This is a genomic window from Geodermatophilus sp. SYSU D00710 (assembly GCF_054050195.1).
Map to the genome: position 1 here is coordinate 1 of NZ_JBJGYX010000093.1, position 13,017 is coordinate 13,017.

9 protein-coding genes are annotated in these 13,017 nt (G+C 76.6%); 5 read left to right on the forward strand and 4 right to left on the reverse strand.

Going from position 1 to position 13,017, the window contains the following annotated elements; translation table 11 throughout:
• Positions 1-184: 184 nt before the first annotated feature.
• Entirely contained in the window at positions 185-2,155 is a 1,971-nt protein-coding gene (locus tag ACI78U_RS23985) for a BCCT family transporter (protein WP_456877917.1), read from the reverse strand.
• A 278-nt stretch (positions 2,156-2,433) separates the two neighbouring features.
• On the opposite strand from ACI78U_RS23985, the gene ACI78U_RS23990 reads away from it, so the two are divergent.
• Positions 2,434-5,025: a DUF4062 domain-containing protein gene (locus tag ACI78U_RS23990; protein WP_456877919.1), complete on the forward strand. Its 2,592-nt coding sequence runs from the start codon at positions 2,434-2,436 to the stop codon at positions 5,023-5,025.
• 6 nt (positions 5,026-5,031) lie between these two features.
• Here ACI78U_RS23990 and ACI78U_RS23995 read toward each other — a convergent pair whose 3' ends face one another.
• Positions 5,032-5,766 (reverse strand): CPBP family intramembrane glutamic endopeptidase, encoded by a 735-nt coding sequence (locus tag ACI78U_RS23995; protein ID WP_456877921.1) that lies wholly within the window; start codon positions 5,764-5,766, stop codon positions 5,032-5,034.
• A 122-nt stretch (positions 5,767-5,888) separates the two neighbouring features.
• Between ACI78U_RS23995 and ACI78U_RS24000 the strand changes: the two genes are divergently transcribed.
• The gene (locus tag ACI78U_RS24000) at positions 5,889-6,095 is read left to right on the forward strand and encodes a hypothetical protein (protein ID WP_456877923.1); all 207 of its coding nucleotides are present in this window, start codon (positions 5,889-5,891) and stop codon (positions 6,093-6,095) included.
• A 15-nt stretch (positions 6,096-6,110) separates the two neighbouring features.
• Here ACI78U_RS24000 and ACI78U_RS24005 read toward each other — a convergent pair whose 3' ends face one another.
• The gene (locus ACI78U_RS24005; RefSeq protein WP_456877925.1) at positions 6,111-8,702 is read right to left on the reverse strand and encodes a LuxR C-terminal-related transcriptional regulator; all 2,592 of its coding nucleotides are present in this window, start codon (positions 8,700-8,702) and stop codon (positions 6,111-6,113) included.
• A 296-nt stretch (positions 8,703-8,998) separates the two neighbouring features.
• Between ACI78U_RS24005 and ACI78U_RS24010 the strand changes: the two genes are divergently transcribed.
• Together ACI78U_RS24010 and ACI78U_RS24015 are read left to right on the forward strand one after the other, a co-directional pair.
• Positions 8,999-9,577, forward strand: coding sequence for an HdeD family acid-resistance protein (locus tag ACI78U_RS24010; RefSeq protein ID WP_456877927.1), 579 nt, complete (start codon positions 8,999-9,001; stop codon positions 9,575-9,577).
• A 160-nt stretch (positions 9,578-9,737) separates the two neighbouring features.
• Positions 9,738-9,980 carry an alpha/beta-hydrolase family protein gene (locus tag ACI78U_RS24015; protein ID WP_456877933.1) on the forward strand — a complete coding sequence of 81 codons (243 nt, stop codon included), beginning with the start codon at positions 9,738-9,740 and terminating at the stop codon, positions 9,978-9,980.
• 15 nt (positions 9,981-9,995) lie between these two features.
• On the opposite strand, the gene ACI78U_RS24020 is transcribed toward ACI78U_RS24015, so the two are convergent.
• Entirely contained in the window at positions 9,996-11,420 is a 1,425-nt protein-coding gene (locus ACI78U_RS24020) for a M1 family aminopeptidase (protein WP_456877929.1), read from the reverse strand.
• 264 nt (positions 11,421-11,684) lie between these two features.
• On the opposite strand from ACI78U_RS24020, the gene ACI78U_RS24025 reads away from it, so the two are divergent.
• Positions 11,685-12,911: a hypothetical protein gene (locus ACI78U_RS24025; RefSeq protein WP_456877931.1), complete on the forward strand. Its 1,227-nt coding sequence runs from the start codon at positions 11,685-11,687 to the stop codon at positions 12,909-12,911.
• Positions 12,912-13,017: the final 106 nt, after the last annotated feature.

Here is a 13,017-nt window from a genome sequence, read left to right on the forward strand (position 1 = left end):
CCCGGCGCGCCCCCCCCCCCCCCCCCCCCCCCCCCCCCCCCCCCCCCCCCCCCCCCCCCCCCCCCCCCCCCCCCCCCCCCCCCCCCCCCCCCCCCCGCTCGCGTGTCCCGAGCACGGCGGAGCCTCCCGGCAGCAGGCGACCCCTGGTGGCCCGCTGCCGGGAGGCTCGCGCCGTCCCCGGCCCCTAGTCGCGCGGTTCGAGCGGACGTCCGACGGCCTCCGCCCGGGGCTGGCTCCGCGCGGGGACGGCCGGATCGTCCGCCGACGCCACGAAGTTGCCCCGTGGGCCGGCCGGCGGCCGGTCACCCCGCTCCGCGGGCGCCGGGGACGACTGGACCCCCGCGCCGGCGGCGTCCGGAGCGGCCCGTCCCGGTTCCACCACCAGGACGAAGGCGTCGCCGTGCCGGGTGATGCCCTCGACCACGGCCTTCTCGATGGCGAGGTTGGCGAAGTTCCCGCGCAGCACGATGGGGTCGCGGCGGAGGTCCTTGACCAGGCTCACCGCCATCAGCGCCATCACCAGCGCGAAGGGCAGCGCCGCGATGATCGTCAGGTTCTGCAGGCCGGTCAGGGCGGCGCCGTCCTCGCCCAGGAGCAGCATGATCGCCGCCACCGAACCCATGACCACGCCCCAGAAGACGACGACCCAGCGGCTGGGCTCCAGCGTGCCGCGCTGCGACAGCGATCCCATGACGATCGAGGCGGCGTCCGCACCGGACACGAAGAAGATCGCCACCAGGACCATCACCAGCACGGTCGCGGCGGTGGACAGCGGGTACTGCTCCAGGACCGTGAACAGCTGCCCCTCCGTGGTGCCCTGGCCGGCGACGTCGACGCCGCTGCGCTGGGCGGCGATCCCGGCGCCACCGAACACGGCGAACCACAGCAGGCTGACCAGGCTGGGGACGAGCAGCACGCCCGTGACGAACTGCCGGATGGTCCGGCCCCGGCTGATGCGCGCGATGAACAGCCCGACGAAGGGGGTCCAGCTGATCCACCAGGCCCAGTAGAAGACCGTCCAGCCGCGCAGCCAGGTGGCCATGGCGTCGCCGCCGGTGGCCTCGGTGCGCGCGGCCATCTCGCCGAGGTCGGAGAAGTAGCTGCCGACCGCGTCGGGGATCAGGTTCAGGATGAAGATCGTCGGGCCGGCGACGAAGACGAACAGCGCGAGCAGCAGGGCCAGGACCATGTTGGTGTTGGACAGCCACTGGATCCCGCGCGCGATGCCGGAGACGGCCGAGACGACGAAGGCGGCGGTCAGGATCGCGATGATCCCCACCAGGACGCCGTTGCCGACGTCCCCGGCCCAGCCGAGGATCTCGACGCCGCTGCCGATCTGCAGGGCACCGAGGCCGAGGGACGCCGCGGATCCGAACAGCGTCGCGAAGATGGCCAGGACGTCGATGGTCCGGCCGACCGGGCCGCTGGCGCGCCGCTCCCCGAGCAGCGGGATGAACGCCGAGCTGATCAGCTGACGGCGGCCCCGCCGGAACGTGCCGTAGGCGATGGCCAGTCCGACGACGGCGTACATCGCCCACGGGTGCAGCGTCCAGTGGAACAGCGTGGTCGCCATGGCCGTCTGGATCGCCTCGGACGTCTCGGGCTCGGTCGTCAGCGGCGGCGGGGCGACGTAGTGCGACAGCGGCTCGGCGACGCCGAAGAACATCAGCCCGATGCCCATGCCGGCGCTGAACATCATCGCGATCCACGAGATGGTGCGGAACTGCGGCCGCTCGTCGTCGCGCCCGAGCGGGATCCGCCCGTACCTGCCCGCCGCCAGCCAGATCACGTACACGACGAAGGCCGAGGCCAGGAGCACGAACAGCCAGCCGAGGTTGCCGGTGATCCAGCCGAGGGCCGAGCTGCTCGCGGTGCCGAGTCCGGTGGGCGTGGCGAAGCCCCAGACGACGAAGCCCAGCGCCATGGCCGCGGCGATGGCGAAGAGGACCCGGTCCACCGCCCAGTGGCGGTCGGCGACACAGGGAGGCGGCTCCGCGATCGCGGGGTGCGTCCCGGTCACGGTCACGTCGGTGGCGTGGGCGGTGGGGCGCTCCTCCCCGGCCGGGGCGCCGCCGACGGGCGCCGGGTCGGCCGCGACGGTCTCCGGGGTGCCGGGGCGGTGGGAGGGCGGGGCGGACTCGTGCGGTTTCTCCATGACGTTCCCCAATCATTGTTGCGTCATCCGAGACCGACTTCGGATGAGGGAACCAGAGGGCTGCGCGGTGAACAAGGGTCGAACGTGACTCTTTACACAGTCCTCGCATCGGCTGACGGTGCGTCACACGGGCGTCACGAGGACTGCAGGTCCCACGCCGATCCGCGGACCGGTCCTCGAGCCCCTACCGGTCGCACGCGGAGATCGCGACCCTGTCCCCACGGGGCCCTGCAGCCCGACCGCCGGACGTCGACGGCGGCCCTCCCCGAGGAGGACGCATGACGGTGACCGAACAGGACACGGCCACGATCCGGACCCCGGACCAGCGGTTGCGCGTCTTCGTGAGCTCCACGCTGACCGAGCTCGCCGAGGAGCGCGCAGCCGTCGCGCGGGCCATCACGGCGCTCCGCCTCACGCCGGTCATGTTCGAGCTCGGGGCCCGGCCGCACCCGCCCCGCGAGCTGTACCGCGCCTACCTGGCGCAGTCGGACGTCTTCATCGGCCTGTACTGGCAGCGGTACGGCTGGATCGGGCCCGACATGGACGTCTCGGGGCTGGAGGACGAGTTCCGGCTGTCCGGCTCGATCCCCCGGCTGCTCTACGTCAAGGGGCCGGCACCCGAGCGGGAGCCCCGGCTGGCGGCCATGCTCGCCGGGCTCCAGTCGGAGGGCACCGACTCCTACCGCCCGTTCCGCACCCCGCGGGAGCTGGCGCGGCTGGTCCGGGACGACCTCGCCCTGCTCCTCAGCGAGCGGTTCACGACCACGGGCCGGGGGGACCGCGCCCCGGCGTCCCCCGCGCCGCCGACCGCCGACCGGCCGGGCACGCGGACCCTGCCGCTGACGTCGACGTCGCTCATCGGGCGCGAGCAGGACATCGACGCCGTCGCGGGCCTGCTGCAGTCCCCCGGGGCGCGGCTGGTCACCCTGACCGGGCCCGGGGGCGTCGGGAAGACGCGGCTGGCGATCGCCGTGGCGGAGCGGATCCAGGCCCGCTACCCACGCGGCGCGGTGTTCGTCCCGCTGGCCTCCGTCGACGACCCCGCGCTGGTGCTGCCGCGGGTCGCCGCCGTCCTCGGCGCCGCGCTCGACGGTGCCCGCCCGCCGCTGGACGTCCTGGCCGAGCACCTCGCGGACACCCCGACGCTGCTCGTGCTCGACAACCTCGAACAGGTCGTGGCGGTCGCCGCCGAGCTCGACGCCCTGCTGGCCCGCTGCGCCGGGCTCGTGGTCCTCGGCACCAGCCGCACCGCCCTCCGGCTGCGGGCCGAGCGGGAGTACCCGGTGGGGACGCTCACCGTGCCGGCGTTCCCGTCCCCACCGGCGGTGGACCGGCTGGCCGCGCTGCCCGCCGTCCGGCTGTTCGTCGACCGGGCGCAGGCCGTCCGCTACGACTTCGCGCTGACCGAGGAGAACGCGCCGGCGGTGGCGGAGATCTGCCGGCGCCTCGACGGCCTGCCGCTGGCCATCGAGCTCGCGGCGGCGCGCACCCGGTTGCTGACCCCCGACGCCCTGCTCGCACGCCTCGGCCGGCGGCTCGACGCCCTGGGGTCGGGTCCGGTCGACCTGCCCGAGCGCCAGCGCACCCTGCGCGCGACCGTCGAGTGGAGCGTCGGGCTGCTGACCGACGCCGAGCAGCGGATGCTCGCGACGCTGTCGGTCTTCGCCGGGGGGTGGAGCGCCGAGGCCGCCGCGCACGTCGCCGCCCTCCCGGAGGACGAGACGCTGGAGCTGCTCGACGCGCTCGCCCGGCACAGCCTCGTGACCATCGACGTCACCGGCGCCGGTCCCCGGTTCCGCATGCTGGCGGCGGTGCAGGAGCTCGCCGCCGAGCGCCTGGCCGGCAGCCCGGAGCGGGAGGACGTCGAGCGGCGCCACGCCGAGTACTTCGGCGCGCTGGTGGAGAACGCCGACTGGCCGGCCGAGCGGCAGCAGGAGTGGGCCGCCCGGCTGCGCACCGAGGAGGAGGACCTGCGGGTCGCCATCCGCTGGTTCCTCGCGCACGACATCGCGCCGCTCCCGCACGTCTTCCGCATCCTCTGGCTGTTCTGGCAGATGCGGGGGCGCATGCCGGAGGGTCGCGCGTGGATCGACCAGGTCCAGCAGCGCGCCGACGCACTGGACGACCGGGCGCGGGCCGAGCTGCTGCTCACCTCGGCCGTCACCGCGGTCGAGGTCGGCGACGACGACGGCGCGCTGACCGCCGTCGACGGGCTCCGGGCGCTGGAGGGCCGCTTCGACGACCCCTACCTGGTGGACGCCGCCCAACTGGCCGTCTCGTGGATCCTGCCGATCGTCGGCGACCTCGACGGTGCGCTGCGGACCGCGTCGCGGGCCCTCGAGGGCCTGCGCCGCGAGAACGAGCCGTTCGCGGCGTTCGCCGCCCTGACCGTCGGGATGGTGGAGATGGCGCTCGGCGAGGACGAGGCCGCCCGGGCCCACCTGGAGGAGGTCGACGAGCACGGCGGCCAGCTCGGCAACGACTGGCTCCGGGCGACGACCCGCACCCAGCTCGCCGCCCTCGCGGTCCGGTCGGGCCGGCTGGAGGAGGCGCAGGCGCTCCTCGCCGGGTCGGTGGACGGGAGCGAGGACATCGAGGTGAGCACCCTGACCCTCACCTTCGCCCTCGTCTCCGCCGCCCGGCTCGCGCTGGCCCACGGAGACGCCCGGCGGGCCGCGACCGCGCTCGGTGCGGCTGACGGGCTGCGGCGGCGCGCGGGCCTGCGGGCGTGGCCGTCGGCGCGGGGGGAGGAGGCGGAGCTGACCGGCCGCGTGGCCGGCGCCGTCGCCGCCGACGACTACGCGGCCGCCTTCGCCGCCGGGACCGGGCTCGACCACCGCGGGGCGGTCGCCCTCGTCCGCGGCCCGTAGGCCGGGTCAGCCCGAGCGGAGGGCGGTGACCGCGGCCAGCGTCCCCAGCGTGTTCGTCGCCAGGTGCAGCAGCGCCGGGGCCAGCAGGCTGCCGCTGCGCACCCGCAGCCAGGTCAACAGCAGGCCCGCGACGGTGGTGCCGGCGCAGGCGAGGGCCACGGCCGCGGCCCGGGCGGCCGGGCCGTCCACGAGGTCGTTGGCGGCGAGGGCGCCGAGCGTCGGCCGGACGTGCCACAGCCCGAAGACGACGGCCGAGACGACCGCGGCCGCGCGCAGGGAGAGGACCCGGGCGAGGACGGCCAGCAGCACGCCGCGGAAGGCCACCTCCTCCCACAGCACCGTGCCCAGGGGGATGCGGACGAGCACGTCGCCGGCGACCTCGCCCGGCCCGAGATCGGCGACGCGGGCGTCGGTGAGCAGCGGGCGGAGGGCCGGCAGGGCGAGCGCGAGCGCGTAGCCGGCCGCGACCAGGGCGAAGGCGGCGCCGCCCCACCGCAGCCCGGCCGGGACGCGGCGACGGGCCAGGCCCAGGTCCGCCCACGAGGACCCGGTCGCGCGTGCGGCGAGCAGCAGCACACCGGCGGCCGCGACGTTCACCGCCACGTAGGCCCCGCGGCCGCCGGGCACCCGGGGGACGACGACGTTGTTCCACAGCACCAGCACCACGACCAGCGCCGCGGCGAACGGCACGCCGCCCCACCAGGTCCGGGACCGCCACGCGACCCCCCTGCCCGCCGTCACGGCCGGGTCCTACCCGCCGGGGAGCCCGGGCCGGCACGGTCGGCATCCCATCCCCAACGGAGGACGTGCCACCCGGTCCGCCCGGCGACGATGCCGGGTGGTCGAGGTCAGGAGGTCGGGCCGTGTCCTCACGACGGTACGAGTTCCGGGTGGCGGGCCTGGTGTCCGACCACACCCGGGGGGCGTTCCCGGACCTGGAGGTCCTGGACGCCCCGCCGGAGACGATCATCCACGGGCAGGTGGCCGACGCGGCGGAGCTGCACGGCATCCTCGCCCGGTTGCAGGACCTCGGACTGCGCGTCGTGTCGCTGCACGAGGTCCCCGGCTGACGTCCCCGGCCCGGGTCAGCTCCCGGCGCCGTCCTCGGGCCTCGGCTCGACGAGCACCCCGCGCCTCCGTGCGCTGTCCACCGCGGCCCGGCGCGAGTTCACGCCGAGCTTGCCGTAGATCGCCCGGACGTGGGTCTTCACGGTGCTGTGGGAGACCGTCAGGTCGCTCGCGATCTCCTCGAACGAGCGCTGGCTGGGCAGCAGCCGCAGCACCGCCCGCTCCCGGTCCGTCAGCGCCACCGGGCGCCCGCCGACGCCGAGCGTGGTCCGGGCGGCGAGCACCCGGTGCGCGGTCGGGTCGGCGCTCCCGAAGCTGCCGAGGTGGCGGGTCAGCAGCTCGACCACCTCGTCGGGCGCGAGCGTCAGTGGCCGCGGCGCGTCCATCGCCTCGGTCAGCGCCAGGGCCCGCTCCAGGCTGCTGCGCGCCCGGGACGGGTGGCCCTGCAGCACCGCGAGCCGGCAGTCCAGGACCCAGCCGGCCAGGAGCGCCCACGGGACCGTGACGGCGAGCGACCGGTCCAGCACCGGCTGCAGGGTCTCGACGGCGGACCGGTGCCGGCCCAGGGCGACCAGGCGGAGCGCCCGCATGAGGGCCACGTCGCCGGTGTTCCCGAGCGTCGACTCGGCCCACTCCAGCGCGGCGCGGGCGGGCTCGGGGTGGCCCGCCCGGGTGGCCGTCCCGTGCTCGAGCAGCGCGACCAGGGCGGCCGCGCTCGCCGCCAGCGGGTGACCGGCCACCGCCGTCCGCGCCCGCCGCATCCCGTCGAGGCCGTCGGCCTCGCGCCCCAGGTCGGCGGAGGCGGCCCCGTGCAGCGCCCGGACCGTGACCGCCACCGGGTTGGACGGGGGCGGCGGCTCGCGCTCGTGGAAGGCGAGCGCCGGGGCCAGCAGGTCCAGGCACCGCTCCGGCTCCACCCGCAGCAGCGCCGCGTACGCGCGCATCGAGGCCGTGAAGGCGGCTCCGGCCGTGGCGCCCCAGTCGGTCCCCCGGGCGCCGACGTCGGCCTCCTCGGCCAGGGCGCACATCCGCCGGAAGTCCCCCCGGACGCCGGCGACGGCCCCCAGGACCGTGCGGCTCCGGGCCACCAGGTACCGCTGGCCCAGCTGCTGCGCCCGGACCAGCGCCGCCCCGGCGATGGTCTCCGCCTCGCCCCGACGGTCGGCCGCCAGCAGCGCCAGCGCCCGGTCGAGGGCCGCCGTCACCGCCAGGCCGGGGGCGTCCGTGGCCGTCGGGGCGAGCGCGTCGGTCGCCGTCACCATGTCGGCCGGGTTCCCGGCCATGTTCACCCGCCGGGCGCGGACCAGGGCGCGCAGCTCCACGAGCTCCTCCCCCGGCTCGGCCGGCCAGGCGGCCGCCGCCCGGGCGAGGTGGCCGTCGGCCGCGACCAGCGCCCCGGCCTCGACGTCGACCAGCCCGGCGAGCAGCTCCAGCCAGGGGTCCTCCCCCACCGCGGCGCCGATCCAGGTCAGCGCCTCGCGCATCGTCCGGTAGTGGCCGTCGGTGACCAGCCGGCCGGTGTTCTCGCGCAGCAGCAGCGCCACGGCCGCGGGGTCGCCCCCCTGCCGCGCGTGGGTGAGCGCCTCGACGACCCCGCCCCGGGACGCGTACCACCCCGCCGCCCGCCGGTGCAGGTCGAGCACCAGGTCGGGCCGGCGGCGCGTCAGGTCGGCGAGCAGGTGCGAGCGCAGCAGCGGGTGCACCCGGTACCAGAGGCGGCCCTGGCCGGAGCTCAGGACCAGCGAGGTGTCGCGCTCCATCGCGTCGAGGACCTCCGCCGCGTCCGGCCGACCGGACACCGCCACCGCCAGCGGTGCGGACAGCTGGTCGCACACGCTCAGCGCCCGGAGCAGGTCGAGCACGTCGGCCGGGAGCCGGGCCAGGACCTCCCCGACCAGGTAGTCGGACACGGCGCGGCCGTTGCCGACGAAGTCGGTGAGGAACCGGTCGGGGTCGTCGGTCTCGCGCAGGGACAACGCCGCCAGCCGCAGCCCGGCGGCCCAGCCCTCCGTCTGCTCGACGAGCAGGCGCACCTGCTCGGGGCTGGCCTCGACGTCGGCCGAGGCCAGCATGGTGTCCGCCTCCGGCACCGAGAACCGGAGGGCCTCCGCCCGGATCTCGGCGAGCTCGCCGGCCACCCGCATGCGGCTCAGCGGCAGCGGCGGGTCGGTGCGTCCGGCCAGCACCAGGTGCAGCCCGGGAGGACGGTCGCGGACGAGGGCGGCCAGACCGTGCCGGGGCTCGGGCGCGGTCAGCTCGTGCACGTCGTCGAGCACCAGCCGGACGGGCTCGGGCAGCAGGTCGACCGCGTCGGCCACCGTCGCGAGGAACGCCGGGTCCCGGCTCGGCAGCCGCGGGACGGCGACCGAGTGGAGGGGCGAGTCCGCCGGCACGACCGCGCAGGAGGCGAGCGCGCTCAGCACGGCCGACCAGAAGCGCCGGTCGTCGTCGTCGTCGGCGTCGAGGGACACCCAGGCCGTGCGTCGCGGGTCGCGGGAGGCCCAGTCCGCGAGCAGCAGGGTCTTGCCGTACCCGGCGGGCGCGCACACGGCGGTGACCTGGCCCGGCGTCGCCGCGTCGAGGGCGGCGAGCAGCCGCGGCCGGCGCACGTACCCCGGCGACAGACGCGGGATCGCCGTCTTCGCACGAGGTATCCCGGATCGTCTCGAGCCCGTGCCTGAGGCCACGATCCCCCCCCTTGCAGCGGCACGAACGTACGACGATCGAGACGTCGCCGACAGGGGTTGCGCACAACTGAGTGGACGGTTCGCGACCGCAGCGGGGACCGACGGTCACGACCGGTCCGGCGGGACGCCGCCGTGCCACACCTCATCCTCCGCGGAGGAGCCGGGTTGCACCCGGGCCCGGGAGGCTGCCCTGGCTGGGGACCCCGGGAGGAGCGCACGTGACCACGACCTTCGAGCGACGGCGGACCGGCGGCGACATCGCGATCGGGGTCCTGCTGGTGATCGCCGGCGTGATCCTGCTCGGCAACGTCGTCCTCGCGACGGTGGTGTCGGTCGTGCTGATCGGCTGGACCGCCCTGATCTCCGGGGTGGTGCTCGTCGTCGGGGCGCTGTTCAAGATCCGCGAGGGCGGGTCCTGGGCGGTGGCCCTCGGCGGGGTCGTGCTCGCGGTGCTGGGCCTGTTCATCCTCCGCAACACCACGGTCGGCGCGCTGACCCTGACGCTGCTGGCGGGGTCGATGTTCCTCGCGACCGGGTTGGCGCGGGTCTTCGGCGGGGTGCTGGTCCCGGAGGCGCGGGCCGTGCTCGTGGTCAGCGGGATCATCTCGGTGGTGCTGGGCCTGTGGATCCTGTTCAACCTCACCACGGCCACCCTGACCCTGCTCGGCACCCTGCTGGCGCTGCAGACCCTGCTCGAGGGCGTCACCCTGCTGGCCGTGGGGCGCGTGCGGCCGGCGCCGGCACGGCACGCCGCGCCCGTCGGCGGGCCGGTCGACGACAGCCGCATCGCCACCTGACCGGGGACGGGACGTCGTACTCGGCGCGGGCCTCGTGGTCGCCGAGCTGGCGTGGTGGGCCGGCCGGCCGCTGCGGGACGCGGCCGCGCCCTCCCGATCGGCCTGCTGTGGGTCGCGGTGAGCTCCTCGCGCCGCTCACCGCAGGACCTCGCCGTCGCTGCTGTTCTCCCGCCCCGACTGGCTGGCCGAGGAACCCGGGCGCGACGTCCTCGACGAGATGACCTGGCTGCCCGTCGTCACGTTCTGGCAGGTCACCCTCGACATGCCCTTCTCCCTCGACGTGCCCGAGGGGCACGGGCACCGCTACACCCGCGAGTCGGTGGACGCCTGGGCGCTGCTGCTGCGCCCGGAGGGCTGGACGGCGGAGCGGGCCGAGGAGCTGCGGGCCCTCGTCCGGCGGTGAGCGGTCGGCCGGCGGTCAGGGCAGGGCGCCGACGTCGCGGAGGACCTCGAGGACCTCCGGCAGGTCGGCGAACGCCTCCCGGACGTCCGCGGGCTCGGCGACGGCGTAGGCGTTCGCCGCGGTGTAGCCGGCCAGCGCGTCGTCGAACACGTCGTGGCCGGCCCGGTCGCGGGCCTCCACGAGCGCGGCGCCGCCGAGGGTGTAGACGGTGTCGTAGTAGGTGCTGCTCGGGCGCTCGAACTCCGCGGCCCAGTAGGTCATGGACCCGCCCACCGGCGGGGCGTCCCCGTCCGAGCCGTGGACGACGGGCTCCTCGTCGCCGTCGGCCACCATCTGGGCGAACGTCGCGAACGACTCGTCCAGCCACGGGTGCTCGCCCTGGTCGTTGCCCACCCGCCCGTAGAACCACATGTGCGCGAGCTCGTGCGTCACCAGGCCCCGGCGCTGCTCGGGGTCCACGTCACCGAACTGGATCGCCCCCGGGAACTCGATGCCGCTGGTCTGGCTGGAGAGCACCACCACCCAGAGGTCGTCGTAGGGGAAGGGGCCGAGGAACTCGACGAGGTCGTCGGTGGACCCGGCGATCTCGTCCAGCCAGTCCTCCCCGCTCGCCCGCTCCACCGCCCGATCGAGGCCCACGCGCACGCGGACGCCGCCGATCGTCCGCTCGGTCACCTCGAGGTCCCCGACCGCGACGGCGACGTCCCGCACCGCCGGCGCGGTGAAGCGGTGCACCGTCGTCCCGTCGGGCCCGTCCTCGGTCCCGTCCGCCTGCCCGGTGCCGAGGACCTCGTAGCCCGACGGCGCGACCACCTCCAGCGACCGCAGCCGGAAGTCCTCGCTCACCGCGGTCTCGCCGGCGACCGGGACGGCGGGACCCCGTTCCCAGCCGCGCCCGCGCTCCCACGCCAGGAGGGGGAACGCCGTGGCGAACCAGGCGGCCTCCGCCTCGGAGGAGGTCCCGACCCGCTCGTTGACCTCCTCTCCGAGCACCAGGTCGAAGGAGAGCTCGGCGGTGACGGTCTCCCCCGCCGACAGGCACTCCTCCAGCGGCACCTCGACCAGCGTGCCCGGGGTGCCCTCCGGTGCGCCGGCGGCGACGTCGCGGAACCCGGCGTCCCGGCCGTCCAGCTGCACCTCGGTGACCGTCAGCGAGCTGCCCGCGCGCGCGGTCGCGGGCTTGTTCGGCCATGCGCGGAAGACCAGCTCGCAGGTGTCCAGGTCGGGGGTGAACTCGACGACCTCGCGGCCGGCGACCGAGCCGAGGTCCGCGGCGACCTCGAACCGCAGGTCCACCACCGGCCGGTCGGCCCACGGCTCCGCGACGGCGGCCACCTGCCCGTCGGGCTCCGCCGGTGCGTCGGGAGCCGCCGAGCACCCGCCGGCCACCACCACCGACGACACCAGGGCGACCGCGGACCACCGTCGACCTCCGCGCATCCCCGTCCTCGTGAGCTGGCCACCGGGTGGCTCCGACCTGACCGATCACCGTCGATCATCCCCGCAGCACCCGACACGCGGAACCGCCGACGAACGTGGCATGGGTCATCGGCAGGTCGGTGCGGCGGGCGGGGCGGGTGGCACGGCTGGGACGAGTGTGACCGACAGCCCTCTGGTCGACGCGGAGTTGATCTGTCAGCCTCGTAGCGTCACAGCGCAATCACGTTCCGTCGTCACGGGCGGACATCCGGAGGCTCCCCACTCGTGCGCAGTTCCCTCTCCGCCGCCGGTCGCCGGGCCGGCGTGCTCGCGGCCACGGCCCTCGTCTGTCTGACCACCGCCGCGTGCGACCCCGCCGGCCTGCAGCTCGGCGCCGCCGGCCCGACGAGCGCCGCCGACGCGGGCACCCGGGCGGAGGCCGCACCGCCCGCGCCCCTCGCCGAGGCGGCCCCGAGCAGCACCGTCCCGGCTCCCGTGCCCCCGCCCACCTCGCCGGCCGAGGTCCCGGCCGAGGTCCCGGCCGAGGCGCCCGTCGAGGCGCCCGTCGAGGCACCCGTCGAGGCCCCGGTGGTCGAGCCCGCCGAGCCCGCCGAGCCGCCGGCCGAGGACGCGTCGTCCGCGCCGGCGACCGGGGACGTCCCGGCCGAGGCGGCCGCCCCCGGAGCCCCGCAGGCCGCCGCGGCCGCCGGCTCGGGGCGCGGCGGTGCGGCCCCGACGGCGGGCGGGGCGTCGAGCGCGCCGACGTCGGCCGCCGCCGCGGCGCCGGCGGCCGGTGGCTCCACCGGCGGCTCGGGCGGGGCGTTCACCGACCAGCCGCGCCAGTCGTTCCGGGCCGGCAACGGGCAGACCGGCAACTACCTCCGCTACGCCGCCGGCATCGACCCGGCGCGCCCGGTCGGCCTGGTCGTCTACCTCGACGGCACCGGCGAGTACGGCGTGGACAACCCGGGCTCCTCCTACGCGCTCGGCGGCGCGTCGGGGCTGGTCGCGGCCGCCAAGGCCCGCAACGCGGTCACGCTGGCGGTGGAGAGCCCGAACCAGTCCTGCGAGTGCTGGCACACCGGCGACACCGCCGCCTACGCGGACTTCCTGGCCGAGCTGGTCGAGCGCCACATGGCCGCCTACCCCGTCACCGAGGTGTGGCTGGCCGGCTTCTCCTCCGGTGCGCAGGAGATCACCCGCTTCCTCGTGCCGCGGCACCCGGAGCTGATGCGCCTCGGCGGCGGCTGGGTGGTGTTCGGCGGCGGCGGGCCGCCCGCCGACGGCGGGGCCGCGGTGACCGCCGCCCGCATGGCCGGGGTCCGCGGCCACTGGTACACCGGCACCGCCGACACCGCCGTGCCGCTGACCGCCTCCTGGGGGGCGCAGGCCGGGGAGCGCTTCTACGCCGGCCGGGGCGTCGTCACCTCGCACGAGTGGCCGGCCGGTGTCGGCCACGCGCTCGACGGCCGGCTGGGCCGCACGGTCGGGCAGCTGATCGACGCCTCCTGACGCCTCCTCCCCGACGCCGGGGGGGGGGGGGGGGGCCGCGGGGGGGGGCCGCGCGGGGGGGGGGGGGGGGGGGGGGGGGGGGGGGGGCCGGGGCGGGGGGGGGGGC